The 26,754-nt window shown below is 64.8% G+C and carries 24 protein-coding genes; 4 read left to right on the forward strand and 20 right to left on the reverse strand.

Annotated elements, in window-relative coordinates; all coding sequences use genetic code 11:
* Nucleotides 1-86 precede the first annotated feature (86 nt).
* The 4 genes from CA236_RS13245 to CA236_RS13260 are packed head-to-tail and all read right to left on the reverse strand — an operon-like array spanning nucleotide 87 to nucleotide 6,242.
* Entirely contained in the window at nucleotides 87-4,322 is a 4,236-nt protein-coding gene (locus tag CA236_RS13245) for a strawberry notch family protein (RefSeq protein ID WP_125945977.1), read from the reverse strand.
* Between the two features lie 59 nt (nucleotides 4,323-4,381).
* Nucleotides 4,382-5,218, reverse strand: coding sequence for a toprim domain-containing protein (locus CA236_RS13250; RefSeq protein ID WP_093068089.1), 837 nt, complete (start codon nucleotides 5,216-5,218; stop codon nucleotides 4,382-4,384).
* Nucleotides 5,219-5,256: 38 nt separating this feature from the next.
* A complete protein-coding gene (locus CA236_RS13255) occupies nucleotides 5,257-5,568 on the reverse strand; it encodes a hypothetical protein (protein WP_093068092.1) in 312 nt (103 codons plus the stop codon).
* Nucleotides 5,565-6,242: a ParA family protein gene (locus CA236_RS13260; protein ID WP_093068094.1), complete on the reverse strand. Its 678-nt coding sequence runs from the start codon at nucleotides 6,240-6,242 to the stop codon at nucleotides 5,565-5,567. The genes CA236_RS13255 and CA236_RS13260 overlap by 4 nt, the downstream gene beginning before the upstream one ends.
* A 262-nt stretch (nucleotides 6,243-6,504) precedes the next feature.
* Between CA236_RS13260 and CA236_RS19280 the strand changes: the two genes are divergently transcribed.
* Nucleotides 6,505-7,386: a lytic transglycosylase domain-containing protein gene (locus tag CA236_RS19280; protein ID WP_277600068.1), complete on the forward strand. Its 882-nt coding sequence runs from the start codon at nucleotides 6,505-6,507 to the stop codon at nucleotides 7,384-7,386.
* On the opposite strand, the gene CA236_RS13270 is transcribed toward CA236_RS19280, so the two are convergent.
* The 8 genes from CA236_RS13270 to CA236_RS13310 form a co-directional block, all read right to left on the reverse strand.
* Entirely contained in the window at nucleotides 7,353-7,628 is a 276-nt protein-coding gene (locus CA236_RS13270; RefSeq protein ID WP_093068099.1) for a hypothetical protein, read from the reverse strand. The genes CA236_RS19280 and CA236_RS13270 overlap by 34 nt on opposite strands.
* 84 nt (nucleotides 7,629-7,712) lie before the next feature.
* Nucleotides 7,713-8,600, reverse strand: coding sequence for a replication initiator protein A (locus tag CA236_RS13275; protein WP_093068102.1), 888 nt, complete (start codon nucleotides 8,598-8,600; stop codon nucleotides 7,713-7,715).
* A gap of 176 nt (nucleotides 8,601-8,776) precedes the next feature.
* Nucleotides 8,777-10,129 (reverse strand): plasmid replication protein RepC, encoded by a 1,353-nt coding sequence (repC, locus tag CA236_RS13280; RefSeq protein WP_241212655.1) that lies wholly within the window; start codon nucleotides 10,127-10,129, stop codon nucleotides 8,777-8,779.
* 1,013 nt (nucleotides 10,130-11,142) lie between these two features.
* Nucleotides 11,143-12,318, reverse strand: a complete 1,176-nt coding sequence (locus CA236_RS13290) for a tyrosine-type recombinase/integrase (RefSeq protein WP_125945979.1) — start codon at nucleotides 12,316-12,318, stop codon at nucleotides 11,143-11,145.
* Nucleotides 12,319-12,544: 226 nt separating this feature from the next.
* Nucleotides 12,545-14,080 carry a hypothetical protein gene (locus CA236_RS13295; RefSeq protein WP_125945980.1) on the reverse strand — a complete coding sequence of 512 codons (1,536 nt, stop codon included), beginning with the start codon at nucleotides 14,078-14,080 and terminating at the stop codon, nucleotides 12,545-12,547.
* Nucleotides 14,077-15,471 (reverse strand): toll/interleukin-1 receptor domain-containing protein, encoded by a 1,395-nt coding sequence (locus CA236_RS13300; protein WP_093068110.1) that lies wholly within the window; start codon nucleotides 15,469-15,471, stop codon nucleotides 14,077-14,079. The genes CA236_RS13295 and CA236_RS13300 overlap by 4 nt, the downstream gene beginning before the upstream one ends.
* Nucleotides 15,472-15,519: 48 nt before the next feature.
* Nucleotides 15,520-15,918 carry a type II toxin-antitoxin system VapC family toxin gene (locus tag CA236_RS13305; RefSeq protein ID WP_093068112.1) on the reverse strand — a complete coding sequence of 133 codons (399 nt, stop codon included), beginning with the start codon at nucleotides 15,916-15,918 and terminating at the stop codon, nucleotides 15,520-15,522.
* Nucleotides 15,911-16,135 carry an AbrB/MazE/SpoVT family DNA-binding domain-containing protein gene (locus CA236_RS13310; protein WP_206430571.1) on the reverse strand — a complete coding sequence of 75 codons (225 nt, stop codon included), beginning with the start codon at nucleotides 16,133-16,135 and terminating at the stop codon, nucleotides 15,911-15,913. Before CA236_RS13310 ends, CA236_RS13305 begins: the two co-directional genes overlap by 8 nt.
* A gap of 273 nt (nucleotides 16,136-16,408) precedes the next feature.
* Here CA236_RS13310 and CA236_RS13315 point away from each other — a divergent pair, with 273 nt between their 5' ends.
* Together CA236_RS13315 and CA236_RS13320 are read left to right on the forward strand one after the other, a co-directional pair.
* Nucleotides 16,409-17,077, forward strand: coding sequence for a recombinase family protein (locus CA236_RS13315; RefSeq protein WP_066516455.1), 669 nt, complete (start codon nucleotides 16,409-16,411; stop codon nucleotides 17,075-17,077).
* A gap of 572 nt (nucleotides 17,078-17,649) precedes the next feature.
* Complete coding sequence (locus CA236_RS13320) at nucleotides 17,650-17,985, forward strand: response regulator (RefSeq protein WP_241212656.1); 336 nt, start codon at nucleotides 17,650-17,652, stop codon at nucleotides 17,983-17,985.
* Nucleotides 17,986-18,051: 66 nt separating this feature from the next.
* Here CA236_RS13320 and CA236_RS13325 read toward each other — a convergent pair whose 3' ends face one another.
* Nucleotides 18,052-18,729, reverse strand: coding sequence for a phosphoribosylanthranilate isomerase (locus CA236_RS13325; protein WP_083949045.1), 678 nt, complete (start codon nucleotides 18,727-18,729; stop codon nucleotides 18,052-18,054).
* An 80-nt stretch (nucleotides 18,730-18,809) separates the two neighbouring features.
* Nucleotides 18,810-20,372: a DUF4403 family protein gene (locus tag CA236_RS13330; RefSeq protein WP_241212657.1), complete on the reverse strand. Its 1,563-nt coding sequence runs from the start codon at nucleotides 20,370-20,372 to the stop codon at nucleotides 18,810-18,812.
* Between the two features lie 141 nt (nucleotides 20,373-20,513).
* Here CA236_RS13330 and CA236_RS13335 point away from each other — a divergent pair, with 141 nt between their 5' ends.
* Nucleotides 20,514-21,083: a DUF4142 domain-containing protein gene (locus tag CA236_RS13335; protein ID WP_018251282.1), complete on the forward strand. Its 570-nt coding sequence runs from the start codon at nucleotides 20,514-20,516 to the stop codon at nucleotides 21,081-21,083.
* Between the two features lie 65 nt (nucleotides 21,084-21,148).
* Here CA236_RS13335 and CA236_RS13340 read toward each other — a convergent pair whose 3' ends face one another.
* From CA236_RS13340 to CA236_RS13365, 6 genes are all read right to left on the reverse strand, one after another.
* Nucleotides 21,149-21,580 carry a MarR family transcriptional regulator gene (locus CA236_RS13340; RefSeq protein WP_018251281.1) on the reverse strand — a complete coding sequence of 144 codons (432 nt, stop codon included), beginning with the start codon at nucleotides 21,578-21,580 and terminating at the stop codon, nucleotides 21,149-21,151.
* 100 nt (nucleotides 21,581-21,680) lie between these two features.
* The gene (locus tag CA236_RS13345; RefSeq protein WP_030541334.1) at nucleotides 21,681-23,108 is read right to left on the reverse strand and encodes an efflux transporter outer membrane subunit; all 1,428 of its coding nucleotides are present in this window, start codon (nucleotides 23,106-23,108) and stop codon (nucleotides 21,681-21,683) included.
* On the reverse strand, nucleotides 23,108-24,634 hold the full coding sequence (locus CA236_RS13350; protein WP_018251279.1) for a DHA2 family efflux MFS transporter permease subunit: 1,527 nt from the start codon (nucleotides 24,632-24,634) through the stop codon (nucleotides 23,108-23,110). Before CA236_RS13350 ends, CA236_RS13345 begins: the two co-directional genes overlap by 1 nt.
* Nucleotides 24,634-25,872, reverse strand: coding sequence for an HlyD family secretion protein (locus tag CA236_RS13355; RefSeq protein WP_018251278.1), 1,239 nt, complete (start codon nucleotides 25,870-25,872; stop codon nucleotides 24,634-24,636). Before CA236_RS13355 ends, CA236_RS13350 begins: the two co-directional genes overlap by 1 nt.
* Nucleotides 25,873-25,905: 33 nt before the next feature.
* On the reverse strand, nucleotides 25,906-26,310 hold the full coding sequence (locus CA236_RS13360) for a PaaI family thioesterase (protein WP_018251277.1): 405 nt from the start codon (nucleotides 26,308-26,310) through the stop codon (nucleotides 25,906-25,908).
* Nucleotides 26,307-26,720, reverse strand: a complete 414-nt coding sequence (locus tag CA236_RS13365; protein ID WP_018251276.1) for a PaaI family thioesterase — start codon at nucleotides 26,718-26,720, stop codon at nucleotides 26,307-26,309. Before CA236_RS13365 ends, CA236_RS13360 begins: the two co-directional genes overlap by 4 nt.
* Nucleotides 26,721-26,754 lie beyond the last annotated feature (34 nt).

Raw genomic sequence — 26,754 nt, forward strand, 5'->3', positions numbered from 1 at the left:
TCCTGAGCGTGTGAAGGTGCCCGGCGAAGTCCCTCGCCGAACACCTTCTCGCTCCCCCTTCCCTTCTCGTCCCGGTCCCGGGCCGCTCAGGCGTCTTGTGTCGCCATCAGGCGGGCGAGGATCTCCGAGGCACCTTCGGTGGGGCAGAAGACCCGCGTGCGGTAAGAGATGATTTCCGCGAAGCAGCCGATGGACTTGAGCCAAGGCAGTTGCGCTGCGGGCGCGCCCACGATCTCGATGCGCGGCTTGCCGTTGACCCGAGCCCGCTTCACCTCGCACGCGAACGGCCGCTTCAGCGTAATCGAGCCGCCCTGCAGCGCCGCCTGGGCGACCTCGTCCGGGCTGAGGATCTGCGTTTCGTCGAGGCCGAGCTTCCCGAACAACGCCGGCACGTCGCGCGGGAACACCATGCGGCCGAGCCAGGAACGACCTTCACCGTCGACGATGCGGTTCACGACCAGGTGGTCGCTCGGCAGCGCCGACCAGATCGGGAGCAGAAGCCCGGTCGCGAGCCGGACCGTCTCGGTGTCGACCTTGTGGCGTGCTTCCTCCGCCTCGGCTTCCCAGGTGGTGGAGAAGACCTCGCGCGAGCATTCCTCCCATGCGGTCTCGTACAGGTCCTCCTGGGTCAGATACTCGCGCCGGGTGGGCCGCATGAGCTCAACACGGGCGACCGCAACGCCGTCCTCGGTCATTCCGGATCGGGCGGCCGTACGCAGCGCGACTTTGTTCGACCGGGTGTTGATCACGAAGACTGCCGTGCTGTCGCTATCGGCGATCCGCAGCGCCCGATCGAGCGACACGGGCTGTCGGCGTCGCGCCACCTCGATGGTGAGGAGATGCGACGTGGCACCGCTGATCGGGTCGGTCCGCAGGATGGTGTCCTCCAGCACCGTCGCGGTGTCGACGGTCATCGTCTCAACCCCGACGTCGAGCGTGCCGGCATCGCGCGCCGCGGCGACGCGTGTCTCAACGAGCGCGAGGAACTCGTCGAAGATGAGGTTCTGCAGCCCGATAGGCAACGCCAGGAGGCGATTGAGCCAGCGCTGGATCGGCGGCAGATCCTCCTTCAGGACGCCGTCCTTGTCCTGCAGTTCGAGGCCGGTCCGATGCTGGAAGTCGACCAGGTTCGTGCTGGTCAGCTTGCCGGCGACGAGCAGGTGATACCAGCTGATGAGCGCGGCCTTGGCGTACTCGCTTTCGAGGTTGTCGGCCGGGTCGAACAGGTTCTGCCCGCCCGTCTGCCGCTGGCCGCGCGTGAGCGCACCGAGGCTGTCGAGCCGTCGCGCGATCGTGGAGGTAAACCGGAGCTCACCTTTGCAGTCGGTCGTTACGGGCCGGAAGAGCGGCGTACAGGCCTGATGGGTGCGATGGGTGCGTCCGAGGCCCTGGATCGCACGATCGGCGCGCCAGCCCGGTTCCAGCAGCAGGTGGACGCGCTGCTCCTGGTTCGTAACGTCGAGGCTGGCGTGGTAGGACCGTCCGGTGCCGCCCGCGTCGCTGAAGACGAGGACGCGCTTCGTGCCCTGCATGAACGCCGCGGCATCGGCCTGGGTCGAACGCGCGGACCGGGTCTCCAGCTTCTGGGTGCCATTCGACGTGTTGACGAGCCGCTTGGTGCGTCCGGTGACCTCCGCGACGTTGTCGTGACCGAAGTGCTCCAGGATGCCGTCGAGGACGGCCGCGATCGGAGGAAGCGCGCAGAGCTGCTCGATGAGCGCGTCGCGTGTGGCCTCGGCTTCCGGGTTGGTGACGGGCGTGCCGCGTTCGTCGAACATCGGGCGCGAGCGGACCTCGCCGGTGTCGTCGCGATAAGGCACCATCTGCTGGACCGGGAAAGCGCGCTGCAGATAGTCGATGACCGCTTCGCGCGGGGACAGGTCCAGGTCGAGTTCGGCGCGTTCGTCCGGCGAGAGTTCGCCCAAGCGCCGATCGAGGATGGCCTCCGCGGTGCTGACCAGCTGCAGGACGACAGACTGGCCCGCCTCGAGGTGCTGCCGGACTGCGGCGATGACGGTCGGGAGCTTGCACGAGAGCAGGACGGCGCCGAAGAAGCGCTGCTTGCAGCTTTCGAAGCGGGAGCGTGCGGCCGCCTTCGCGCCGGAGTTCAGCGTATCGCCTCCGGCATCGACGACACCCGTCAGTTCGAGCGCCTGCTCCATGTTGCGGTGGATGATGCTCCACGCGTCCGCATAGGTGTCGTAGACCTCGATCTGGTCGGCCGTCAGCTCGTGGCGCAGGATCTCGTACTCGACCCCGGCGAAGCTGAGCGCCCTCGCCGTATAGAGACCCGTGGCTTTCAAGTCGCGGGCAACCAGCTCCATCGCGGCGATGCCGCCCTGGCGGATCTCGGTGATGAAGGCCTCGCGGTTGGCGAAGGACGTTTCCGGCCCCCAGAGGCCGAGCCGCACCGCATAGGCGAGGTTGTTGACCTCGGAAGCGCCGGTCGCGGAAGCGTAGAGCACCCGGGCACCGGGGAGACGGTTCTGGAGTAGCACGCCGGCGATCCCCTGCTGGGACCCCTTCTTGGCGATCATGCTCCCCTCCCCGCCTGCAACGCCGCCCATCTCATGGGCCTCGTCCCACGCGATGACGCCCTCGAAATCCTCGCCGGCCCAGGTGATGATCTGTTCCAACCGGCTCGCGTCGCCCCGTGTAGACCGCAGGGTCGGATAGGTGACGAACAGCACGCCTTCGGACATGCTGATCGGCTCGTCGATCTTCCAGCGGGAGAGCGGCTGCACGTCCGCGGCCATGCCGCCAAGGGCCGTCCAGTCTCGGATGGCGTCTGCGTGCAGGGCCTCGTTCTTCGACACCCAGATTGCGCGGCGCCGGCCCGCCAACCAGTTGTCGAGGATGACGGCCGCGACTTGGCGCCCTTTACCGGCGCCCGTGCCGTCCCCCAAGAAGAAGCCCTTGCGATAGCGGCTGCCGTTCTCGTCGATGACGAGGCCGACCCCTTCCTTGTCGGGGCGGAACCGGCCGGGGATGAACTGCGTCCAGGCATGGCCGGCATAGACGACGGTTTCGAGCTGCGAGGACGAGAGGAGCCGTTCGGACACGGTGCGTTCCGGGAGCGCCGGCACATGGGTGGGGATCGGGGCCGGGATGGATCCCATCGCGACCGACTCGACCAGCGCGGTGGGATGTTCGCCGGCGGTGTCGAAGACGATGCGGCTTGGCCGATACGGGAGATAGACCCCGGTCTGTTCGGCGAGCGGCGCGGGCGTGTCGAGGACCTGGTAGGTCACCGGCGCGACCTCGTTGCGCGTGGGCGCGCGGAACACGCGCGGGGCCGTGGCGGGCTTGGAGCGGACGCTGCGGAACAGCGACACGCTGCCGCCACGGGTGGCGGGCTTTTCCGCCTCGGCCGAGAGCGGCAGGCGCTCGGGCACCCGGAGCTCGCTGAGCAGCTCGCGGACGTTCGCACGCTGGATGGTGACGCCGTTCCCCTGCCCCACGCACTTGTCGAGCACGTACAAGCGCACCGCTACGCTGGTCCCATGCTTGCCGTAGGCGTCGGTCAGCCGAATCGACGTGCGGACAGCGACCTGCTCCAGCGTCGACGTCCAGGTCTCTCCCATCCGAGCGGAGTGCGTGAACCAGTCGGGCATGACGGCGACGATGCGCCCGTTCGGCCGCACACGCCGGATCGCGGCCTGCAGGTGGCGGACAGCAGCGAGCGAGTCCCCTCCCCGGCCGAAGGACCGCGAGAAGGGCGGGTTCATGATGATGAGGCCGGGACGGGGCAACGCGGCCATGGTGGTCGCGACCATGGCGCCGTCGTGGCCCGAGACCTGTGTGTCGGGGAAAGCGGCTTCCAGCCTGGCACGGCGCGTCGGGTCGATCTCATTGAGCTGCAGCGCCGCGACTGCCGGCAGCTGCGCCACGAGGAGGCCGTTACCCGCGCTCGGCTCGAGGACAATGTCCTGTGGCGTTGGCGCCGCGAGGTGGAGGGCGACCGCAGCGAGGTCGAGCGGGGTCGAGAACTGCTGCCACTCGATCTGCTCCTCGCTCCGAACGGTCTGGGTCGGGAGCCGGTGGAGGACCGCCGCGGCCGCCTCGATGTCTGCCACTACAATGTGCGGTCGCAATGCACTGCGTTTCCGCATTACAAGTGCAATGGCATGCTCCAGTACCTCGAAGCTCTCGCGCTGGGTCCAGCGCCCTTCGGCGTCGGTCCCTCCGTATGCGCCAATCATGGCGTCGTTCAGCATCGCCCTGGTGATCTTCACGTCCGCGAGGATCGCGGGTTCCAGGGCCTTGGCAGCTGCGGTGCAGGCGCCCGCGCGGAAGAGCGCGTCGTCGAACAGGTCGGTCATGGAGGGTCTCCGGATTGGTGGCTGCCCTTCGCAGCTCACCACTCCAGCCCCCCTCCCCTCTATGCTCCTGGCTTGACCTCGGCCCAGTCACCGTACCGGCGTGGCGGAGGCATGCGCCGGAGATCGAGCCCGCGTGGCCGATAGGCAGCCCACGCCTTGCGCCGCGCGCGCCGCCCCTCGGGATCGTTGTCCTCGGCAAAGATGAGCGTCGTGACGCTGTCGGGTATGTGGACCCGGTCGAGCCGCGCAGCGCCCAGGGTCGCCCAGCACGGAATGTCATTGATCTGGGTGAACATGGCGGCGGTCTCGAATCCCTCGGCCAGCGCAAGGGTGTCAGTCACACGGCGCCCTTGCCAGCTCGCGGCCGCGGGTGTCCCGAGCATGACCTTGTCGATGTACCCGCCATCCTTCAGGTCGAGGAAGACGCGCTGGATAGCCTTGAGGGTTCGTCCCTCGCGTGCCGCGACCAGCAGCGCGGGAAGGAAGCGTGTCGTCGGTTTTGGTCCCCAAGGGCAGCGGGGATGAAAGCGCAGGTCCTCGAATGGCTGGCTGATGCCGCGGTGGAGGAGATAGGCCTCTGCCGGCGAAGCCTGGACGGGCAAACCCTCGTTCCAGAGACGCTCGACATTGGCGGTGCCGACCCGGCGGGTCGGAGCAGGGGGGTCGTAGTGCCGGCCGGGTCGAAGTCGCGCGATCTCGCGGAGCACGTCCTCGGGATCGCAGCCGGCGAAGCAGTGAACGAGAATGCCGTCGTGGCCCTGCCTGATGGAGAGGCTCGGCGTGCCGTCCTGATGGGCCGGACAGCGGCACATTGCGTTGTAGCCCCGCCAGGTCCCGCCAAGAGCTCCGACGATATCGACAACCTGCTGGGTGGGTTTGAGGGCGATTATAGCCATGGTGCATCCTTTCTCACGATGCACCCGCCCCCTTTTCTCTAGTCTCTGGCCGTATCTGCAGCGTCCAGCAGCCGCACCAGCGCGTCCGAGTAGGATAGCGCCTCGCGATCGCAGAAGTCGTTGAATCGCTCGAATGTCGACGGCGTGATCCGCATCGTGAGCGGCCGGCTCTTGGTTTCCCGCGCGCGGCGACGCCGCGGCGGAGACGCACCCTGATAGTCGTCCGGGAGCGCCAGGGGCGCACCGGGAGGAGAGGAGGGGACCGCCTTGATGTCCGACAGGTCGAGAGCGCCGGTAGGCGGCTGCGGTGTCGGCTTGCCGAACTTCTTCGGTGCTGGTGCTTCGCTCATCCGTCGGCTTCTCCCTTGATGATCGCTACGATTTCGCGGAGCAGGCCCTGGACGCTCATTCGCGCCCGCTCTGTTCGCGCGAGATTGTGGGTCGCAAGCTCTTCCAGCGTCATGCGGTAGAGGAACATCGCACGGTATGCGTCGCCAAGCAGCAGTTCGGACGAGAAGACTCCGACAGCATCGCGGGTCTGGTCCATGATTTCGCGTTCAGCTCGCGAGGTGATCGCGGCGGTTCTTTGGGTGAACAGGACACGGTGGGGGAGGGGCTTCTTGCGTGCGCTCTCGATGAAGTCGATCTGTTCCAGAAACTCGATCGAACGCTCCAGGTCGGTTGCCGAAGCCCGCTGGGGGATGATCAGGACGTCCGCCTGAAGCGTGGCGTACATGACCATCTCGTTCATGGCGCCTTTGACGTCGACGATAACAAACGGGTGCTCGCGTGATGCCTCGTGGACAGCCTTCTCCAGGTCGCGCTGACCCATCTTGTGCCCGTCTTCGACCGTGATCCGGTCCTTGGCTTCCCAGTCCTGATACCAGCGGAAGAGCGAGTTCTGCTTGTCGGTATCGATGATGTGAACAGTCTGGCCTGCCGAGCGGATCTCGGAGGCGAGTGCGAGGGCGCTGGTCGACTTCCCGACGCCGCCTTTGATGGATCCTACCAAGATCACCGGCATGATGGTTCCCCTGTAATGCTAAACCGCAGCACAATGCAATGCGCGTTGCATGTGCAATCGCATTGTATGGCGAAAGCGCTAGCTGCGGGCAATCGCATTCTGCAAGCGACTGCCACTGCAATGCGCCCTGCAATGCGCCCTGCAATGCGCTTTGTACTGCGAGTGTGTAAAATTATTCCACTCCCCAGCCGTTCGATGATGTGCTCTTTTCGCGCCTATGAAGAGGGGTGGGATCAGTTGGGTGCAAAGCCTTGTCGGGAGCGTGGCGATCGTCGCCGCGGCCTCCGCGGCGACCGCGCAGCAAGTCGAGCTGGTGCCGTTCCGCACCGCGGACGACGGGGTCGTGATCGAGGTCGGCAAGCCCACGCCCAAGCCAGCGCCTGAACCTACCGCGATGGAAGCGGGGGTCTCGACCGATAGCCTGTTGCAGGACTTCGCCGGTCTTGCCCCGGCACCGACCATGATGCCGGCCGTTTTGCCGGAGCAGATCCAGCGTTCCTCGATCCCGGTGCCGTTGTGGATGCAGACCGGCAAGGTCAGCTTGAACGGGCTGGTCGCCGCGTCCGTCGCCGTGCCGCACCTTTACAGTCCTGCGGCCGGCTGTTCGCTCTCTCCGTACCGGCCGCGCGGTGATCTGCCCGCGTATCTGGAGCAGCGACGCGAGCGCTACTATCCGCTGATCTCGGCGGTTGCCTGTGAGGCCGGGGTGCCGGTCGGGCTGTTCGATGCGCTGGTCGCCCAGGAGAGTCAGTACAACCCGCTGATCGTGTCTCCCAAGGGGGCGGTGGGCTTGACCCAGCTGATGCCTGGCACCGCGGCCTATCTCGGGGTCTACAATTCGCGCGACCCGCTGCAGAACCTGAGGGGAGGGGCTCGCTACCTGCGCGAGCACCTGGACGAGTTCAAGCGCGTCGACCTGGCGCTCGCGGCTTACAACGCGGGACCGGGGAGGGTGCGCCTGAAAGGGCAAATCCCGCCGTTCCGCGAGACGATCGGCTACGTGTCTGCGATTACCCGTGGGTGGAGCGCGAGCGCGTTCCGGACGGCGACGATCCAGACGGCCTCGACTGTCATACCGCGTCCCTCGTTCCGCGGCGCTCAGCTGTTCGCCTACACGTCGACGAGCGTCGCGAACCCGAGGTGATGGGCGTAGAGGGTCGCGATCACTAGGATAGCCGGCGCGCCGAGAAGGTAGTTGAGCTGCCAGCGCACCCAGACCCGCGGCGCTGCCAGAACCTTGTCCATCACTGTCGTCGTCGCCAGTGTCTGCGTGCCCGTGCGATAGTCGTGGGCCGTCTTGATGACCGCGAACACCGCGCACATTGCGACGAGGAGGCCGACCGCGGCGTAGAGAGAGACCCAGGCGTCTATGGTGGCTTGCGGCATAAACCCTCCTTAGCGTCAAGACCCTTTCAGGCCCTTAACGGAGGGGCGACGCATTCGTTTCGTGAGGCCGAGAGGGCAGGGGGTTCAGGCGACCAGTGACTTAGGCTGAGCGATGGCGCGCTGTTTGGGACGCATCTGGATCACCATGCCCTTGGTCTTGCGAGTTCGGCCGAGCGTGTCGATGCGCTCGCCGGTCACCATGTTGACGACCTTGACGTCGTAGTCCGGTAGCCGGTTCTCCGCCTCGATCTCCTTCGCGAGGCTCTTCAATCGTGACACCGGACCCATCGACCCCACCTGGGTGTGCAATTCCTCAACGGTCATCTCGATCGGTTCGCCGGAGCAGTGCGCGATCTCGTACATGCGCCGCTCGATCGGACCCAACCGGAAATAGTCGTGATGGTAGTGATACATCCGCTGGTCACGCTGGATCGCGCGGAAGAGCCAGTTGCAGGGACGAATCCGGACGTACCGCAGCGATTCTTCGCCATTGGCCATCTTCTCGTACTCGACCTGGGCCTCAGCGAGCCACGAGAACCAACCGCGATCGATCTTCGATCCAGTTTCGATGTTGGTCTTGATCTGGGTGCCCTGCAGTCGCTCGAGCGCCTCAGCAAAACGACGATAGTCCCTAGTAGACGGCCTCTCGACCCCGGTTACCCGAAAATAATCGTGGGCGGCAAAGGTGACCTCCTCAGGAGCCGCTTGGCCATCAGCTATAGCTTGAGCAATCAGGGAAGCAACGTAAAGCAGGATTTCCTTATCCCACATCGTAGCAACCCCGGTGTCGCTCGGGCGTATCTCAATGGAGACGTTGTCGCGCCGCCACTCAATACGTTCCATGTGCGGGTTCTTCGATAGCGCGAAGAACGGATAGTGCATGATGGAGCGCTCACCGCGAACCTTGCCGTGCAGCGGACTATCCATATCGAACAGCGAGATTTGCTGCGGCATGGCTTTCGGCTTGGCCATCTTCGCTCCCTTCAACGGTCACGATACCCTGCCGGACATCGTTAAGCACCCCGGTCGGAGATAAAAATACTGATAGCACGAGGATTGCCGTCAATTGGTCGCAGCGCGCTATAGCGCTCCCTCCTAAGGGGCAGGGCAGGGGGGTCGCGGCTCGTGCTATCAGTATTTCTATGTCCTCATAGCAGGCGGTGAGCCCGCCCGCCTCGTCCGAGACCCAGCGCTGCAGCGGCGAGCTGGCCAATCGAGCGAGGATCGGATCCGGTGGAGAGGGAGCGCATGCCCTCCGACCGCGCACTGTCCTTCAGCCCGTGGTAAGTTCGCCCTAGGTTGAGCAGCCCGGACGCGGCGTGCTTGTTCATGCCCCGCAGGTACGCTCCTGGGCGATCAACGTCGCCTCGCATATGCTTGTGCGCGGTCGCGAGAACCGACGCGGCGGCCCCCTTCTGCCCCATGAGGCGACACGCTTCGTGCCACACACTCCGGTGAATGGCCGTTTGGTCGACCAGGCGCTCGGCCGTGCCGATCAGCTCTCCCCATGTCGGCCGCGGCGAACCGGTCATGATGAACTCCGGAACGACTGTAGCGATGAACTCGGGATCGACCCCGTGCTTCGCCAGGTCGGCCTCGACGGCGGTCTGAGGTTCCGGGTCACGGACGTCGTACCCGTTTCTGCTACCCTTCTTCGGATAGCCACTACTGTAGACTGCTTTAGCAGTATCGGGTTGGTTTGTAGTTGTAATAGGGGCGTCGCACAGTTCGTCCGAGGGTGAATCATTTTGTGAAAATGGAGCATCCGAAGCCCCATGAAACACAGCAGCTACGGCCTTGCCGAGGCCTTCAGCGCGATCCTCCATTTGCTCGACGCATGCTGCCAGCAACTCCTCGTCACGCACACGGCGCATCTGGCTGGTGGCGAGAAGAGCAATCTCCACGGCCGTCCGGGCATCAATGCTATCGATCTGTTCGTCTTCGAGCAGCTGGGCGAGCGTCCGGATTCGGCGTCGTGCAGCGGAGAGGCGCTGTCGTAGCACTTTGATCCGCAGGTCCGCCTCCACGCCTTCCCTGGCGGCCGCTGCGAACTCCTCATAGCGAACCGCCAGTGGGCTGAGATCGATGCCGTAGGCGTAGATGAGCCGACCGTCTTTGCCCCGGGCGCCGACCCGATTGCCGTTTGCGCTGTCGCGATGGGTGATCAGGCCAAACCGCGCTGCATTGGCGAGCATCTTCTGGACCTGGCGCACGCCAATACCGAGCTTTTGCGTCAGCTTCTCGTTCGACGGGAAGACGATCGGCCGCTGCCCGTCGATCCAATCAATCGCGCGTGACCAGCTCATAAGGGTATCGACGGCATGGACGAGGCGAGGGGGGATCCCAAGATACGGCGCCGCGCGCTTGAAGACGGTGAGGACCTGCCGGTGGGTCACGTCTTCTGGCAGCCCTCTGAACCGCTGCGCGAGCTGGTCGGTAGCGCTCGAGCGTTCGTCGAGGCGGCGGTGGCCCGCGCCGGGAGCGAGAGCATAGGACATCATTCGGATAATCCCCCTGGGATACCCGTGCGGACGCAACCACCCGTGGCGCGAATTGCGCTTTCTTATTGCTGCGTCATCGGATCTCGGCTAAGGCGACGTTGCGACACGACCTCTCCGAGGTTCCGAAAAGCCCGGCCTAGTGCCGGGTTTTTCTTTTCTGCACGGCTTCCCCTTTTCGGTGACACGCGATCGGACGACCGCAGGGCCGCACCTTCCTGGAATCACCAGACGCGGACGGCGAGGGGAACGTAAACGGCACGAGTGGCACCCGTCCTGTTCGACGGCTCGTGCTTTCAGTTAATCTATCTCGGAAATCCTCGTGCTATCAGTACATCTATGTGGCGCGAGTGCCCGGCAGAGGGCTGGGATGGGAAAGTGTGTAACCCAGTTACACACTTTTGGAGGCTCCCACGGGTCGGATTCGCAGCCTTCGAGCATGGCTCGTGCTTTCAGTATATCTATCTCTGAGGCCTCCCGATCCCAGTAGCGCATAGTTCGCACTCAGCCATTACCGAGGAGTCAGACGACCGGGTCATCCCAAGCTTTAATCGTCTGGTAGTCGCTCTGAGCTGAAATAATCTCAGTCGCGCGATCCCAGAAGACCTTCAGAAACCAGCCCGCGATTGAGGCCTGTGCGAGGACCATGAAAGTCCGGGTAGCTTCAAGAAGAGGGACTTCGCGTGGCGTGCTAATTAGCACTGCTGCGAGGACGGCCTGTGTTCCAAGGAGGGCTAGAGCTGCGATGAAGTCAGCGGCAATCGGAAGTAGACGATCTTCGCGCCTCGCATACCTCTTTAAGGCCGCGCCCGTTACCATCGAGCAAAGTCCAACGATTGCAGTCAACACCACGCCTATCGCGCATCGAGTCGGCAAACTCATCCAGGGAAGTAGGTCGCTCCCGAAAAGGGCAAACCAATTGTATGGTGTGATCGCATATGACACGAACACCAAAACGGGTAGGTTCCAGCCGTCTTCAAGATTGTCGGCAGGGGAATACCAGCGGCGGCCGCTTCTCACATGGACCCCTTGCCCGCGTGATCGCGATATCGTTCTGTGTCGCGGACGTATTCCGCGACCATGTCGATTGAGGCGTGACGGCTATGCTCGCGCATCTTGAACAGATTGGCGTTTTGTCGCCCCGCCTCGGTGAGGAAGCCGGCGCGCAGGGAGTGGCCGGAGAACGCTTCGGCCGGATAGCCCGCCGCAGCTGCGGCCGCCTTGACCACCAGCGCTACTCCCTTTGTGCTCATCGGCTTGTCGGTGAGGCGGCCCTGCGGGGTCAATTTGCGGAACACCGGTCCCTCGGTGATCCCCGCGATCACGAGCCATGCTTCGTAGTGACGAACCGGCTCTAGCCGCGGCCCGTCCAGTACGGCAACGCCCTGGCCCTCGCCATACTGATCGGTCTTCGACGACTTGACCCTGACGGTTAGCCCATCCGGGTCGCGTGTTACTTGGGCAACGGTGATCGCCACCAGCTCCGAGCGCCGGAAGGCGCCGCCCATCCCGATCGCCAGCAGGGCACGATCGCGGTGCGCGCGGAGGTCGTCGCCGGTGATCGAGCGGAGCATGTCGCGGAGGGTGTCGCCGTCGGCCGCGCGCTTCTTGCGCTTCTCCTCGCCAGCCTTGGTGCGCCGGATCCCGCCCATGACCAGGCCGAGGTCGCTGGCGCCGGGTTGGGACGTCGGCGGCTCGACCTTGGCCATCCGGTGGGCGAACACGATCGCGGCGAGGCGTCGCTCGATCGTCGACCGGCTCAGCTTACGGGGCGCGCGGGGCGCGCGCAGCTTGCCCGTCTTGGTGCGCTGCTCGGCCGCGGGGGCGAAGCCGGTCGTGGCGAGCTCGCTCAGGAACGCCGCGACCGTCGCCGGCGACGCCGGCAGCGGCCGGTATCGCCGCTCGAGGCACCATGCGATGAAGAGGTCCCAGTCGGACTTGTAGGATTGGAGCGTCGCGGCGGCGCGGCCGCGCTTGGCGAAGCTGTCGACGCGCTCCTGATCGCTGGGCGCCAGCTCGGGGAGGTAGAGGTCCTGCGGCTCGGCACGGACAAGGACGGTGAGCGCGCCGCTGACGATCGCGTCGAGGTCGGCCGGACTGTCGGCATCAGGCGGCGCGCGGCCGCCAGCCAGCTCGTCGCCTTGCCCGCCAGTCTCACCAGCCGCGACAGGAGTCTCATCATCGGTGACCATCGGCCGGCTCGTTCGTCATCGTGGGTGAGATTCGTTGCAGGTGGGTGAGACCGGTCTCACGTTTCGGGCAAAATCCGTAGCCGAACCTGTAGGTTTTCCTGAAATGGTGGACGGCATCTGCCCAGCGGCACGCACCCAAAACAGCGGATTTGTACCTAAATTGGTGGACGTCAGCGTCTTCGCCTTAGGATCGAACTCCCATCTGCCTCAGTCGGCGCTCATGGGATCAGATGTAGTGCCGGAACGGCAGCGGCGGTGCGGTAACGGTATGTGGCGACGCCATCAGGATCTCACCTACCCGATCGGCGAACTTGAGCGTCACGGGCAGGGCGCTCGCGAAATCGCAGGCGTTATAGTTGACCTTGGTGAGCGCAAGGATGTCACCGAGCACCTCTACGATGTCCCCTTCGCCATGCGTCACGTCGACGGTGAGCGGCTTGGGGGTCTCGAACCCTTGATACCCTGCCAGCCGAGGCACGAACCCCCGCGCCCAAAGGTAACCTGACCAGTCACCCACGGTGAGGGCCGTGCCGCGGAGGACGGGTGTCGACGCAGAGGGACGGAACAGCCGAACATCATCGAGCTGCTTGATCCTGACTCCTACCAGCTGTGTTTCGGTGGGCACTGCGCTGCAAAAGCCGTCCCACTCATCGTTGGAAAAGCGGTGACGCCCATGAATGAACAGCTGGTTCGGTGGCTTGCCGTGCTTGAGCTTATAGCCCTCGACCACGGAGGTCATCAAATTCGCCGCCGCGCTCCTCGAGAGGTGATATTCCTTGCGCTCGTCGGAGTACCAGGGGCCGAGGGCGCCGCGAAAGACGAGGCCGTCGCCTGAGTTGAGGAACATCTGCGCGGCGCAACAGGCCTCGCCCGTTGCCGCAGGCGTGTCGTCGTTCTTAAACACCAGTCCGACGTAGCAAACGCCAGGACGGACATGAGCCAACGCCCACGGCTTGGCGTCCATCTTGAAGTAGAGCGTGGTGCAGAAGTTCCAGGCAACCGTGGCCTCGTCCTGGAGGCCGCGCCGGCGGTCGTTGGCAATGTTGAGGTTGCGGTCGACCAACGTGCTCTCGAGAATCAGCTGCAGGACGACGCCGTCCTGCAGCAACTCGGCTTTCAGCTGATGGTGGAAATTGCTTGAGAACAGGTAGGTCTCGGCATCCCGCACCGTGTCGGGGAACAGGTCGCCGCCCATCTGGAAGAAGCGTTTGGCGTCCTTGAAGCTCGTGATGTCGGAGGGGGTGCGCTCGTCCTTGGGCGGTGGTGCGACCTGGGGGCGTCCATAGCGATAGACGACGTCCGGAACGACAACGAGCCAGACGTCGGGACGGCGCTCCTCGGCGCGGATGTGCGCGCGGATCGCGTCGGCGAACAGCAGCACCGTGGAACGAACCGCGTCGGCGCGATTGTTCTTTTTGATGCAATGATCGATGTCGCCGCTCTTGACCGCTAGCTCGACCATGCCGCGGGTCGGCAGCGCGATGCCGAAGCAGGCCTCGAAGCCTGGCCATGCGGGTGCCCATAGGACGGGCTTGCCCTTTGCATCGACCTTACCGGGAATATGCAGGCTGATCCGCTCTAACCAGCGGCGGGATAGGCCGACGCCGCTCTCCGTCCCGATGACGCCCAAGCGGACCTGGGAGCGGCCATCTGGACCTTCGAGCGGCCCGAAGAGGAAGAGCCCATCTTTTGGCGCTTCCATCTGCTGCCCGTGACCGAACTCGAGCAAAGGCTCGGCGATGCGGTGCGTGAGGATGCTCATGCGTCGGCCTCCTCCGGTATCCCATCCCGGTCGAAGGCCGTTTCGAAGTCCTCTGACAGAGTTATCTGGCCTCCCTCGTCTTCCTCGGCTCGGCGGTCTTCTTCCGCGGCGAAGCTGACCGGAAAGTCGAAGCTCATTGGTAGGCTAGCGACCGCGAGGCGCTCACCGGACGCGGCAATATCTAAGGTCGCATCACCTTCGGCAAGCCAGCCCATTGCGGCAAGCAGCATGTCGCGCCATTTGTCGTTGAACCAAGACCGCGTGAGGCGCAACCGGATGCGCTGCAGCTGTTCACCCGGGAGCGGGGTTCGGCCATTGGTCGTCACCGCAACATTGGCATGGACCCGGAAGAGAGCATCCGGCCAGAGCTTGGGTTGAGCGACAAGGCACAGATGCCAGCGCCGGTCCTTGAACTTGCCGCTCAGGACACGGTCGACCCGATGGCCGTCGCTCAGCGTCAGCTTCACCCTTCCGTCGATGAGTCCGTCGGGGAAGAAGCGGCCTCGGGCGCCCGAGGCGAAATCGACAGGAAGTAGCCCGAGACGATGCATGGCCAGGTCCCAATGCTGACGCATCAGGTTGACGGCGATCCGCCGCGCGTTGGAACGCTCACCGAAGTGGCGGCTATATGTACCGTCGATCACGCCGTTGAAGGGCAGGCTAGCGCGTGCCTTCAACGGCGGCGCGCCATTATCGAGACGCTCGATCGCATCGGGTCCGCAGAAGGCGATAGCGCCTCCCTCGTGAAGGACGTGGGGAACCTTGGTGAACTGGCTCCACGCTTCCAGCTGCGCAGTCGTTCCCTTCGCCTCCAGGATCCAGACGTCAGGCCTCGCCCGGAGTTCGAACCAGTTGCTGTAAAGCGTCTCGGAATTTAGCGTGACCAGCTTTCGACCGTCCTCTTGGGCAGCGACGATCATCGCAAGCTGCTCGGCGTCCGGATGCTCGACCTTCGGTACACGTGAGGTGTCGAGCGTCTCGAACAAGGGCTGAAGGCAGGCTGCCCAGTTAGGGAACGCATTGTGTGCGTTCTGGCGGAGGATCTCTGTGGGGAAATCGCCGAAGTCCACGGCGGCGATCCGGATTGGGACCATAAACTCCGGGTCGTTTAGCTTGCGACGCATGACGTCGCCGAGGGCGAGTTCCTTCTTTACGCCTTGCTTGCCGATGTGCTCGGACACGACGACGATCTGCTTGATCGCCTCGTGCCGCAGCACGTGCTCGATCTTGTCCCAGAAATCGTCGCCGCCCCGAAGCGCGCGAACGTCGACCCAGACCTTGTATCCGGCCGTGGTTAGGCGCCCGGCAAGCCACCGGGCGAAGCGATTGTCCTCAGGATTGGCGTGCGTGATCAGAATTGTGTCGCGCACCGGTGTCGGAGCGGTAGTCATGGGAGTCCCCGCCAGCAGAGTGCCGAACCTAAAAGCACGAATGTGCGACTACTCTGCCAAGGGGCGCACGTTGGTGATGGTGATGCCTACATCGGCGCTCGCAAGTGGCTCGTCCGTTGTAAGCATCTCAGCTTGCAGGTCGATCGCCAAGGCAAGGCATGCCCGATCGCCGAGGGACAGACCGAGCGCCTTCGTCGCTGGCCGAAGGTCGCCTACTATGAGCGCCTGGGCAGGAGTGAGCGGCCGGACATCGAGATGCAGCCCGCCAAGTGCCTCACGTACCTCGTCGAGCGGCAATCCTCGGTCCCGTAGCTTGGAAACGACCTCCGCGAGGTTGGCTGTTCCGATGATGCTGCGGGTCAGGACGTCGATTATCCGATCCGCCCCGGGTTCATCGTTTAGAAGGCAGAGCAGGGCGGAGGCGTCGAGTACGACTTTGCTACTCACGCTCCGCCTCACGCCGACGCTCCGCGATCAGCTCGTCAGCCAAGCCGACGCCTTCGGGCACATACTTGCGCAGGATCGCGCGAGCACGCTCAAGTGCCTTAGGTACGGAACGTACCCGCAGCTCGCCATCGTCCACATCGACGAGGACGGTGTCACCCGTGGTGATCCCGAGCTCACGGCGCATTGCCGCCGGGATCACGAGCTTACCACCGTCCACGATCTTGACCCTCTGTGCTTCCATCTGCACCAAACCCGCTGATACAACCCGTCCAAGACCTTGTACCGGAGAGCAAAGTCGGACGCCAGCGTGAAGGCAGGGATTAATGCACGGCCGATCACCGAAATAGCGTTCATCGATAATGGGGCAGCTACTTAGACCCGGTCCGCTTAGCTAGGCTACGTAGGACCGGTAGTTGCCGTTCTGAGCCGATTGCTGCATGACTGGCTCACAAGGGTGTACCTAACTAAGCCGGGCAGGAGTAACGACCACGTGAAAGGCAGCGAGGTACGGGCGGCGCGGGTGTACCTGCGGGTGAGCACGGACGAGCAGGATCTGACGCGGCAGGAGAGCATCGTTGCTGGCGCGCGGGCTGCCGGCTTCTACGTCGCGGCGGTCTACCGGGAGAAGGCGTCTGGCGCGCGACCTGACCGGCCGGAGCTGTTGCGCATGGTGGCGGACCTGCAGCCGGGCGAAGTGGTGGTCGCTGAGAAAATCGACCGAATCAGCCGCCTGCCGCTGCCGGAAGCCGAACTGCTCGTGGAGGCGATAAGGGGCAGGGGGGCGCGGCTGTCAGTGCCCGGGATCGTCGATCTGTCCGATCTGGTGGCGGACAGCGCGGGCGTGGCGCGCATCGTGCTGGAGGCGGTGCAGGACATGCTGCTGCGCGTGGCACTCCAAACAGCGCGCGACGACTACGAAACCCGGCGCGAGCGGCAGCGCGAGGGCATTGAGATCGCGAAGAAGGCAGGGCGGTACACCGGTCGCAAACCTGACCTAGCCCATCACCGCCGCATCGTAGGCTTGCGCGAGGCTGGTATGAGCATTGCGAAGACGGCTGAGCTCGCTGGGTGCAGCATCGCTCACGTCAAGCGGGTGACGGCGATCCATCGCGCTAGATCAGCACCGCCTTCAAGTGCGTCAGCCGACAACAGTAGGTAGCCAACTGCCGCCATAATCCTGATCGGTGATCTGACACGGGGTTCTGACACCTGCAAACCTTGGAAAGGCTGGGGCAGCGGGACGGCGTCACAACCGTCCGGTTGTGACACCCGAGCCTGCGGAAATTACTGCCGAACTTTAATTTCAAGGCAACCGGTTCACGCTATCGTATTTCGATGGCGATTGCCGCACCTTACCCTCCGAGCCGCATGGCCTCGCTCTCTGTCGCGGCCGTGCTAATCCTGCTGCTGGGTTACGGCGCGGCGTCATTGGCGGGCCTTATCGAGCGGTGGGGCGCGTCGCCGGGCGGATTGGGCGTGCTGGCAGGCTGGATGGCGCTGGCCGCGCTCGCGCTTCCTCTGATGCGTGCGCGACCTACACGGCGCGCGATGGCGATGCTCAGTTCTCATCGAGCGATCGTTGAGCGCGTACACCAGCGGCAAGACGGAAGCTGCATTCGATGCGGAAGGGTTCACGTTCACCCTCCATGCACGCCTTGAAGACGTCTCGATCAATGATGGAAACAATTAGTGGGCCAGCGTAAGCCGATTGCGAACAAGACGATCCTGATCGTGGAAGACGAAGCCATCCTCAGGTTCGATCTGGTCGACTTCTTCGAACATGCAGGTTGGAAAGTGTTCGAGGCCACGAATGCCGAGAGCGCCATCGAATTGCTCGATCGTCACAGGGAGATCGGCGCTGTTCTGACGGACGTCAACATGCCTGGGTCGATGGACGGCCTTGCACTCGCTCATCACGTGCGCGGGCGCTATCCGCCAACCGTCCTGTTCGTGGTGTCGGGCAACGTGCCCCTGGACAGCGAGGATCTGCCGGTCCGAACCGCGTTCATGCCCAAGCCGTTCGATCCGCATCGCCTGCTTCGCGAACTGGAGGCGGCAAGTCTGTGACGGGGGGCTAACCTTAACTGCACAGGACTCCGGCGGAGGAAGGCGTTCACGCCGGTGCCAGTGCCGTCACATCGCCCGCGCCATTTCCCGGTCGATCTGCTGGACCGCGGTGACGAAGGCGAACAGCTTCTGCGGGTCGAGCTGACCACCCGTCCGGACGCCGGAGCACAGGTCGACACCATAGGGGCGAACCTGCCCGATCGCTTCCGCCACGTTAGCGGCGGTCAGGCCCCCGGCAAGAAACACCGGCTTCTCGGTCGCACGGACGAAAGCGGCGCTGACCGCCCAGTCATGCGCGCGGCCGGTTCCGCCCAGCTCAGCGACCGGGGCGTTGGGCCTGCCGGAGTCGAGCAGGAAGGCATGAACGCAAGGCTCATAGGCCGGGATCAGCTGTAGCGCTTCCGGCCCTTCGACGTGGATGACCTGTATCCGGCGGACGTGCGGCTCCAGCGCTGCCAGCTTGCCCGACTCCGCGGGATCGATGTGCGACACGATCTGGACCGCCGACGGAGCGGTCGCGCGGACATGGGCGGAGATGGCGTCGGCGGTCGTCTCGGATGTCAGCAGGAAGGTGGCCACCGGCGGTGGCACGAGCGCCGTCACCTCTGCGATCGCCCTGTCGGAGATCGGACCGGGACCAGAGGGCATGCGTGCTACCAGCCCCAGCGCATCCGCCCCCGCGGCGATCGCGATCCGCGCTTCATCCGGCGAGGCGATGCAGCAAATCTTTATACGAGTTCTCATGGGATGGAGACATGCCGCCAGGCCGATGCAAGGGCAATGCGCCGGTCCGTGCCGGTTGCCGTCGTGAGGTCGGGCGTCCTCTATCGTGGAGCAAGGCGGATCGTGGCCGTGCCGCGCCCCCATACGGGAAGGTACACGCCTTGCCCCGCCGCCTTCAGCTGGCCCGTGCGCACGTCCGTGATGTGGGCGCGCACGATCAGGTCGCCGATCCGCTTCTCGTCGATCGCACGGGTGATCTTGGCGAGCAGCTCGTCGAAATCCTTTTCGAAGTTCTGCGTCAGCGCGGCGGACACGGTGCTGGAGATGCCGGGGGCGTTGACGAGCTTCAGAAGCAGGCTTGTTCGGACCGAGTCGGTCACACCTGCGACGGTGAGATCGTCAAACGCGACACGGCGATCATTGACGGCGTTGCGCGGCGTGGCGGTAAGCCAGATCGTGCCCCGCGAAGGCTCCCCGCCTTCGGCTGCCGCACTGAAGCGGAGCCCGACCGCGATCTTGCCGCCCGTCGTGCCGTAGATGGTCACCTGGTAAAACTGCGCGCGCACCGCACCGACACCGGGCACCTCGAAGGGGCGGCGGGAACGCTTCACCAATGCCTTTGCGAGCACCGGCTCCAGCTGACGATAGTCGGCGATGACGGGTATGGCGAACAGGATGCGGCCGGGTCCAGGCTGCATGCGCGTCATGGCGGGGAGCGGCTGGCGCTGCGGATCAGGCGGCCGATCGCCGACAAAGGTCTCCGTCCCCGCCGTCAGCCCCAGCGCCAGGTTCACCCGATTGCGCGAAATAGTGTAGCCTCCGTAGCTCAACTGTCGGGGAGTGATCCGCATCCACACCGGCGGGTTCGCCCGGTTCAGCTGGACGGAGGTGAACGCCGCGCCCCACACCTGCGCGATCTGCTCGCGCAGCTGCAATCTGCCGAGCTCCTGCGGCAGAGTGTGCTCCAGGCGCGCGACGACGCCGGCGAGCTTGGCGTCGGCCTTGCTGGTGAACTCGATACGCTGGCCCAGGAAGTCGACGTGCGGCTCGTCGGTCCAGTCGTAGGCGATCGATACCGTTGCGCGCGGCGACCAGTCGCCGGCGATGTCGAGCCTGGCTACTGCCCGAACGCGGGCGTCCGCCTCGGCTGTTTCCCGGCTGAGCACGCCTCCCACGTCCCGGGCGCTGATCGCGGCGTGAAGCGGCATGGTGACGGTGATCGTTTTGCCCGAGCCCTCCAGCACCAACGGCCCTCGGACTACGGTGCCCGTGATGCGGCACCGGATCGCGGGCGTCTTGATCTTCGCGAAGAGGATCTTGACCTTTTTCGGCGGGAGGCAGGTCTGCCCCGGCTTGTCGATCGACCAGAGGCGACGCGGAACCGCCTGTTCGAGGCTTGCCGCCAGCTTGTCCATGTCTGCAACAATCGGGACATCCATGGTAGAAGTCTGCGGGGGCACGCTGATGGTGTCCGTCGCTCGCGGAGGCGCCTCGCGAGGAGTCCGGTCGCAGCCACTAAGGCATGCAACGCAGAGCAGGGCGGACACGATCGAGACACTCGAGAGTTCGTTCTCGCGAAAAAAAGCCCCGGCAATCTGGCCTGCCGCTTCAGCTATCGACCGACTCGGCGTTGAGACGGTTGCCCGAGCGGTCGTGTTCTTCATCGCCGCGCACCTCCAGCCGTCCGAGCGGCCACCATCCCATAGGTTTGCCAAATCAGTTTCGCAAAAGGGAACCGTTCCGTTTCTTTATCGTTCGGCCGGTTGATTTCGGTCAATGCCTGACAACACCAACGGAGGCCCTCTATGAAGATTGCGATTGTCGCTGCGCTGCTCACCCTGGCGCCGGTTACGGTGTTGGCGCAGGCCGTTTCGCCCGCCACTTCGGGAACGATGACCAGCGCCGACGTCGGCGTCTCGCCGATCTCGGGCCAGAGCGGCCCTAATTACGTGCTCGCCGCGGCCGACGCCAACCTCTACCAGATCAAGGCCGCGCAGCTCGCCGCGACGCGCGCGCAGCGGGACGACGTCAAGGCCTACGCAAAGCGCGTGCTGGCGGAAACGCAGAGCAGCCACAAGGCGCTGCTGGCAGCGCTGAAGAATGATCAGCGCACGATCAAGGCGCCGCCCTCGAACCTGTCCGCCGACCGCGCCGCCCTCCTAAAGCTGCTCCAGAAGGCGCCGAAGAGCGCTTTCGACAACCTGTATCTGACCCAGTCGGCGCAGGTTCAGCAGGCTGCGTGGGCGGTGCATAAGGGCTATGCACAGGATGGGACCGACCCGGCGCTGCAGCAGGTTGCCGGTACTGCGGTCCCTGTGCTGGAAAACGAGCTCACCACCGGCAAGTCGCTTACTCCCTCCGGGCTTGCAGGATAGGTGATACCCGCCGGGCCAGGTCGACGAAGCCCCCTTCGACCTGGTCCGGCACTTGTTTGCGGCGATCACTGCCTGGAGTGCAGCCGGCGGAATTGCTCCCGTGCTTCGCCGCGCATGAGCTGCTGCATTACGATCCAGTAGCCCGTGACGGCTGTTTCTCCTGCCGCTTGGTAAGCGTTCGCCATGTTGCGCCTGAGATCCTCGAAAAGCGCGTTTTCGAGCGCTCGCCCCTCATCGGTCAAAGAAAGCAGCTTTTGACGACGATCGCGCTCCCCGACACGGCCGCAGACGAGCCCGCGATCCATCAGATCCCGCATTACCCTGCCAAGCGATTGCTTCGAGACGCAAAGAACGTCCAGCAGTTCGCTGACAGAGATTTCCGGGTACCCGCCGAGGAAATACAGGGCGCGGTGATGCGCCCGCCCGAGGTTACGCGTCGCCAGTTCGGCGTCGGCATGCGCCAGATGGGATCTGTGGGCGAAGAACATCAGGTCCATTCCTCCCCTGATCGCGTCATCACGCAGATACTGGGCAGGGGGCGGCAGAAGCGGAGCCGTCACGCGGTCGGCGCCCTCCGCTCGCATAGTTGGAAGACCGTCACGGCTGGCTCCATCCAAGTCCCATCGCCTTTTGAAGGGCAACGAAGGCACGATCAAGCTCGCCAGTGGCTTCCAGCACCGACTGGTCGGCAGCCAGCGCCGCGCGTTCGGCATCGATGGACGTGGTCAGCGGTATCGCTCCCTGCGCGTATCGCTGCCCGGCATAGGTCGCTGACTGCTTGGCGCCGTGCCGGCTCTCGATAGACGAAAACAGGTTCCGGCGCTGATTCCCGAAGCGGGTCAGGCTGCTTTCCGCGTCCGACAGCGCGCCGAGAACCGCCTTGCGGTATTGTGCTTCCGCCTCGTCGCGGTCGGCCCGCGCCTGCTCGACCCGGGCACGGTTACGGCCGAAGTCGAGGAAGCTCCAGCTGATTCGCGGCAGGAGGAGGCCCGCGACGCTGTCAGGATCGATCACATCGGCAATATTGGGACCACCGAGGCCAATGATACCCATGATGCTGACTGATGGGAACTGCCGGGCGACGTTGACACCGATCTGCGCGTTCGATGCCGCCAGCTGCCGCTCGGCTGCGCGAATGTCCGGCCGGCGTCGCAGCATGGCGGCCGGATCGCCGATCGCGACATTCCTCGGGATCATCGGGATCGGCGCGGGGGAAGACAGCAAGGCGTCGTGAGCACCGGGTTCGTCGCCGGTGAGCAGGGCAAGCTGGTCGAGCGTGGTTGCGATCTGCCCTTCGAGCGGCAACAGCCCGGCCTCCGTGCGGGTCAGCTCGGTCTGGAGCCGAACCACCTCGTCGCGCGACGATGCACCGCGTTGCTCACGCTGTTGAAGCAGGGCGAGTGATCGCTGCTGAAGCGCTGCGGAGCGGCGGGCCAGGATCAGACGCTGCTGAAGTTCGCGCAAGGTCACATAATTCTGGGCAACCTCCGCCGAGAGACGAACCTGCGCATCGGCCCTATTGGCTTCGGCTGCCTGCGCCTGGGCTTCGGCACCTTCGGCGGCACGGCGTCGGCCGCCGAACAGATCGATCTCCCAAGACGCGTCCAGGCCGGCGTTGTAGAATTCGGCCCTGGTACGATCGGATTGCTCGCCTTGCGTCGGCAGCGCGAGCGAGCCGGCGGGAAGATCGGCGACGATCGCAGTCCCTGACCCCGAGACGGTGGGAAGCTGGTTCGCGCGCTGTTCGCGCAAGCTGGCGCGCGCCTTGCGGATGCGCGCCTCGGCGATCGCCACGTCCGGATTAGAGGCAAGCGCCCGGTCGATCAGCATCGTGAGCTGCGCGTCGCCCATGCCTTCCCACCAGCGTGCGACAGGGGTCTGCGGTGACGTGACGGCCTGATCCGCGCGGCGAAATGTCGACCCGGCGCGCTCCCCGCTCGCAACGCCCGGCGGGCCTCCATAGTTGGGGCCGACGACGCATCCAGTCAGGAGTGCGGGGAGAATGGCCCAGCCAAGTCGCTTCATCAGTGCATCGCCATCTGCGTGTCGGAGGAGATCGGGCGGAGGAACAGCGCCAGCGGCGTCGTGATCGCGATCGCGACGCCCAGCGCAAAAAACAGGTCGTTATAGGCCATGACGGTAGCCTGTTCGAGAAGTTGACCGGCGAGCTGCCGATACGCGCCGGCTTCGCCGGACGGCATGACCATGGCTTTAGCGAACCATTCCTGCGTGGTCGCCGCGTTGGCCGACACCGTTTCGCCCAGCCGGTTGAAATGCAGAAAGGTCTGCCGGTCCTGGAGGGTCGCCATCAGCGCCAGGCCGATCGATCCGCCAAGGTTTCGCCCCGCGTTGAACAGCGCGGACGCATCGCCTGCGTCTTCGGGCGCCACGGCGCTGATCGCGGCCTGGTTGAGGAACATCATGGCGAAGATCTGCCCAAAGCCGCGCACGAGCTGAGAGTTCGTCAGGTCCCCACCGGCCGACCGCGCGGTGAGATGCCAGTCCATCGCGCAGCTGACGCCGATCAGCGTCATGCCGACAAAGACCGCCAGCCGGACGTCGAGATATTTGAACGCGAGCGGCAGGAACGGCATCAGCATCAGGGCGGGGATGCCGGAGACGAAGACCACCTTGCCCGATTGCAGCGCGCTGTAATCCGCCATCGACGAGAGAAACTGGGGGATGAGGAAGGTGACCCCGTAGAGCACGACGCCGATGATGAGGCTGAGGACGAATACGCTGCCGAAGGAGCGGCTGAAGATCAGTGACAGCTTGAGCACCGGATGCGCGGAGCGGACCTGTCCGATCGTGATGAGCGCGAAGCCGAAGACCGTGGCGATCGCGAGTTTCACGATCATGGCGGATTCGAACCACATCTCGCGCTGCCCCTCCTCGAGCATGACGGTGAGCGCACCCAGGCCGATTGCGAGCCCTGCGATCCCGAACCAGTCGGCATGGCGCAGCTGGTCGAGCCGCAGACGCTCATGCTTGAGCCCGAACAGCAGGAGCAGGACGAGCCCGGCACAAACCGGCACGTTCAGGAAGAAGGCGTAGTGCCAGCTGTAATTGTCGGTGAGCCAGCCGCCGATGATCGGCCCGAGCACCGGACCGAGGATCGCGGTGCCGCCGAACGCGGCGGTGCCGATCGGCTGTTGCGATGGCGGCAGCCGTGTCGCGATGATGGTCATCGCGGTCGGGATCAGCGCACCGCCGGTGAAGCCTTGCCCTACACGCCCGGCGATCATCATCGGCAACGTCGTCGAGATGCCGCACATGATCGAGAAGCCGGTGAAGCTGATCGCCGCACCCAGAAGGAAGTTGCGCAGACCGAACAGACGCACGAGGAAGGGGCTAAGCGGGATCATGACGATTTCCGCCACGAGATAGGCGGTCGCGACCCAGGTGCCCTCCGTTCCGCTCGCGCCGATCTCGCCCTGGATGGTGGGCAAGGCCGCATTGACGATCGAGATGTCGAGCAGCGCCATGAACGACCCGATCGTGCCCGCTGCGACGGCGAGCCAGTCGCGCAGGCCGGCGCGTTCGGCCGCCATCAGCGCCCGCCCTGCGTCTCGTCGTGCTTAAGCCGCTCGGTTTCCTGTTCGATCCGGTCACGACTTCCTTTTGCGCTGATCGTGTCGACCGTAACCTCGACCGACAGGCCGGGACGCAACACCCGGCGCGCCTCCGGCCCCGCTTCAATGCTGATCCGCACGGGCACTCGCTGAACGATCTTGGTAAAGTTCCCGGTCGCGTTCTCGGGCGGGATGAGCGAGAACTGCGCGCCCGTGCCTGGCGAGAAGCTCGCAACCCGGCCGCGCAGTTCGGCGCCGTCCAGTGCATCCACCTTGATGGTCACGGGTTGCCCGACGCGCATCAGCGCGACCTGGGTCTCCTTGAAATTGGCCTCGATGTAGAGTTGATCAACCGGCACCACCGACATCAGCCGGGTCGCAGGCTGGACATATTGCCCGGCCCGGACCGCCTTGTCGGCAACAACGCCGTCGATGCTGCTGCGGATCTCGACGGCGCCGAGGTCCGTCGAGGCGCGCGCAAGCTGCGCCTGCGCGGTGCCGCGCTGCGCCTCCGCCTGGCCGATGCGAGCCGCTTGTGTGGCGACACTGCGACGGGCGGCGAGGTAGGCGGCGCGCTGCGCGCGCAGCTCCGCGGCGGCTCGATCACGCTGCAGGACGAGGTTGGCGAGGCGCTCGCGCGATTCCGCCCCTGTCCGAGTGAGCGGTTCGTAACGTCTTACCTCGTTTTCTGCCGCTGCCGCGGCAGCCTCGGCGCTCGCAACCTGGGCGGCGGCCTGAGCGACAGTGGCCTGCTGCTCGTCAAGCGTCCGGCGCGCGGTCGTGATGTTGGCGCCGGCCGCGGCAATCTGAGCTTGCGCCTGTTCGACATTGGCGCGGTAGTCACGAGGATCGAGGACGGCGAGCAGCTGGCCGCGGCGGACAGGCTGGTTGTCGGCGACGAGGACACGCTCGACATAGCCGCCCACCTTCGGTGAAACGGTCACGAAGTCCGCGCGCACATAGGCGTTGTTGGTCGACTGCAGGTATTGGCCGCTCGCGCGGTAGTTCATGTACCAGACGACCGCCGCGACGATGCCCGCAACGAGCGCGGCGATGAGGACGTAGCGGATGATCGGATAGCGCTCGAGAAGCGAGGGCTTCTTTACGCCGTCGTTCTCCTCGACACCGTCCTTCGACCTAGCTTCTGGCTGGGAATGCGCATTCCGGTCGTCATGCGGCGCATCGCCGCCTCGATCTTCAGCATGCTCGTCAGCCACTCAGCAACCCTAACGTATGTAAACCGGACCGTATCATAGTATGTGGCGATCGGCACTGCCACCCACTCTGATGGGCTCGTGCACAGCAAACTCAAGCTGCGCGAAACAAACAGCCGCTGGATCTTCGCGGCGGAATGCTTCGGCGTGAACGACTGCGATCCGACGTCCGACACGCCTGACCTTCGGCGTCGTGACAAGTGCATCCAGCCGAGCAGAGGCAAGGAACTGGAGGTTCACGCTGATGAGCTTCGGGAAGTGCCCGGGCGGAAGTTTGCGTGCAAGGGCACGCTTCGCTGCCACTTCGAGAAAGGATGCCACAGCTCCGCCATGCAAGGCGGGAAGGAGAGGGCTGCCGATCATGTACTCCACTGGCGTCAAAACAAAGGCGTCACCGCTCTCTGAAATCATGGAGCCTAGCAGCTGCGCGAAGCCGGTCATGGCCCGACAGCCCGATTGATCGAAAAGACGCCTTGGGCAGTCGCGATCAGGTGAGAAGGATCGGTATCCCAGACTTCGGTCCGTACGAACGCACGGCGCTCGGTAGCGTCGTAACAATGCGCCCACGCTGTCGCGGAGCATCTCGCCTCGGGGGACCGCACATGGTCCACCTTCAGGTTGAGGGTCGAGATTGCCAATCGCCTTCCCAGTCGGGACATTACGGCAACGCCGCAGGCCTGATCGATAAGGCTCGTCAACACGCCCGTTGCTAAAGTCTCGTCCTCGTCGGCCAGCTCCTCACGCCAACCGACACGTAGCGAGCTGAGGCCATCGCCGATCGAAACCAACTCCAGGCCAAGCCTGTTGCCCCACGGTATGTCGCCTGGTTGCAGGCTCCAGTCTCCAGCCACGATTCCATCCTCGTCCTGATCAGGCCTTGCCACC

This window comes from Sphingomonas sp. ABOLG, from assembly GCF_003950435.1.
Lineage (GTDB): Bacteria > Pseudomonadota > Alphaproteobacteria > Sphingomonadales > Sphingomonadaceae > Sphingomonas > Sphingomonas panaciterrae.

Coding starts and splice junctions, on each gene's coding strand:
- CA236_RS13245 (WP_125945977.1), bottom strand. CDS start 4,322: ATGACCGACCTGTTCGACGACGCGCTCTTCCGCGCGGGCGCCTGCACC.
- CA236_RS13250 (WP_093068089.1), bottom strand. CDS start 5,218: ATGGCTATAATCGCCCTCAAACCCACCCAGCAGGTTGTCGATATCGTC.
- CA236_RS13255 (WP_093068092.1), bottom strand. CDS start 5,568: ATGAGCGAAGCACCAGCACCGAAGAAGTTCGGCAAGCCGACACCGCAG.
- CA236_RS13260 (WP_093068094.1), bottom strand. CDS start 6,242: ATGCCGGTGATCTTGGTAGGATCCATCAAAGGCGGCGTCGGGAAGTCG.
- CA236_RS13270 (WP_093068099.1), bottom strand. CDS start 7,628: ATGCCGCAAGCCACCATAGACGCCTGGGTCTCTCTCTACGCCGCGGTC.
- CA236_RS13275 (WP_093068102.1), bottom strand. CDS start 8,600: ATGGCCAAGCCGAAAGCCATGCCGCAGCAAATCTCGCTGTTCGATATG.
- repC (WP_241212655.1), bottom strand. CDS start 10,129: ATGATGTCCTATGCTCTCGCTCCCGGCGCGGGCCACCGCCGCCTCGAC.
- CA236_RS13290 (WP_125945979.1), bottom strand. CDS start 12,318: ATGGTCACCGATGATGAGACTCCTGTCGCGGCTGGTGAGACTGGCGGG.
- CA236_RS13295 (WP_125945980.1), bottom strand. CDS start 14,080: ATGAGCATCCTCACGCACCGCATCGCCGAGCCTTTGCTCGAGTTCGGT.
- CA236_RS13300 (WP_093068110.1), bottom strand. CDS start 15,471: ATGACTACCGCTCCGACACCGGTGCGCGACACAATTCTGATCACGCAC.
- CA236_RS13325 (WP_083949045.1), bottom strand. CDS start 18,729: ATGAGAACTCGTATAAAGATTTGCTGCATCGCCTCGCCGGATGAAGCG.
- CA236_RS13330 (WP_241212657.1), bottom strand. CDS start 20,372: ATGAAGAACACGACCGCTCGGGCAACCGTCTCAACGCCGAGTCGGTCG.
- CA236_RS13335 (WP_018251282.1), top strand. CDS start 20,514: ATGAAGATTGCGATTGTCGCTGCGCTGCTCACCCTGGCGCCGGTTACG.
- CA236_RS13340 (WP_018251281.1), bottom strand. CDS start 21,580: ATGGACCTGATGTTCTTCGCCCACAGATCCCATCTGGCGCATGCCGAC.
- CA236_RS13345 (WP_030541334.1), bottom strand. CDS start 23,108: ATGAAGCGACTTGGCTGGGCCATTCTCCCCGCACTCCTGACTGGATGC.
- CA236_RS13350 (WP_018251279.1), bottom strand. CDS start 24,634: ATGGCGGCCGAACGCGCCGGCCTGCGCGACTGGCTCGCCGTCGCAGCG.
- CA236_RS13360 (WP_018251277.1), bottom strand. CDS start 26,310: ATGACCGGCTTCGCGCAGCTGCTAGGCTCCATGATTTCAGAGAGCGGT.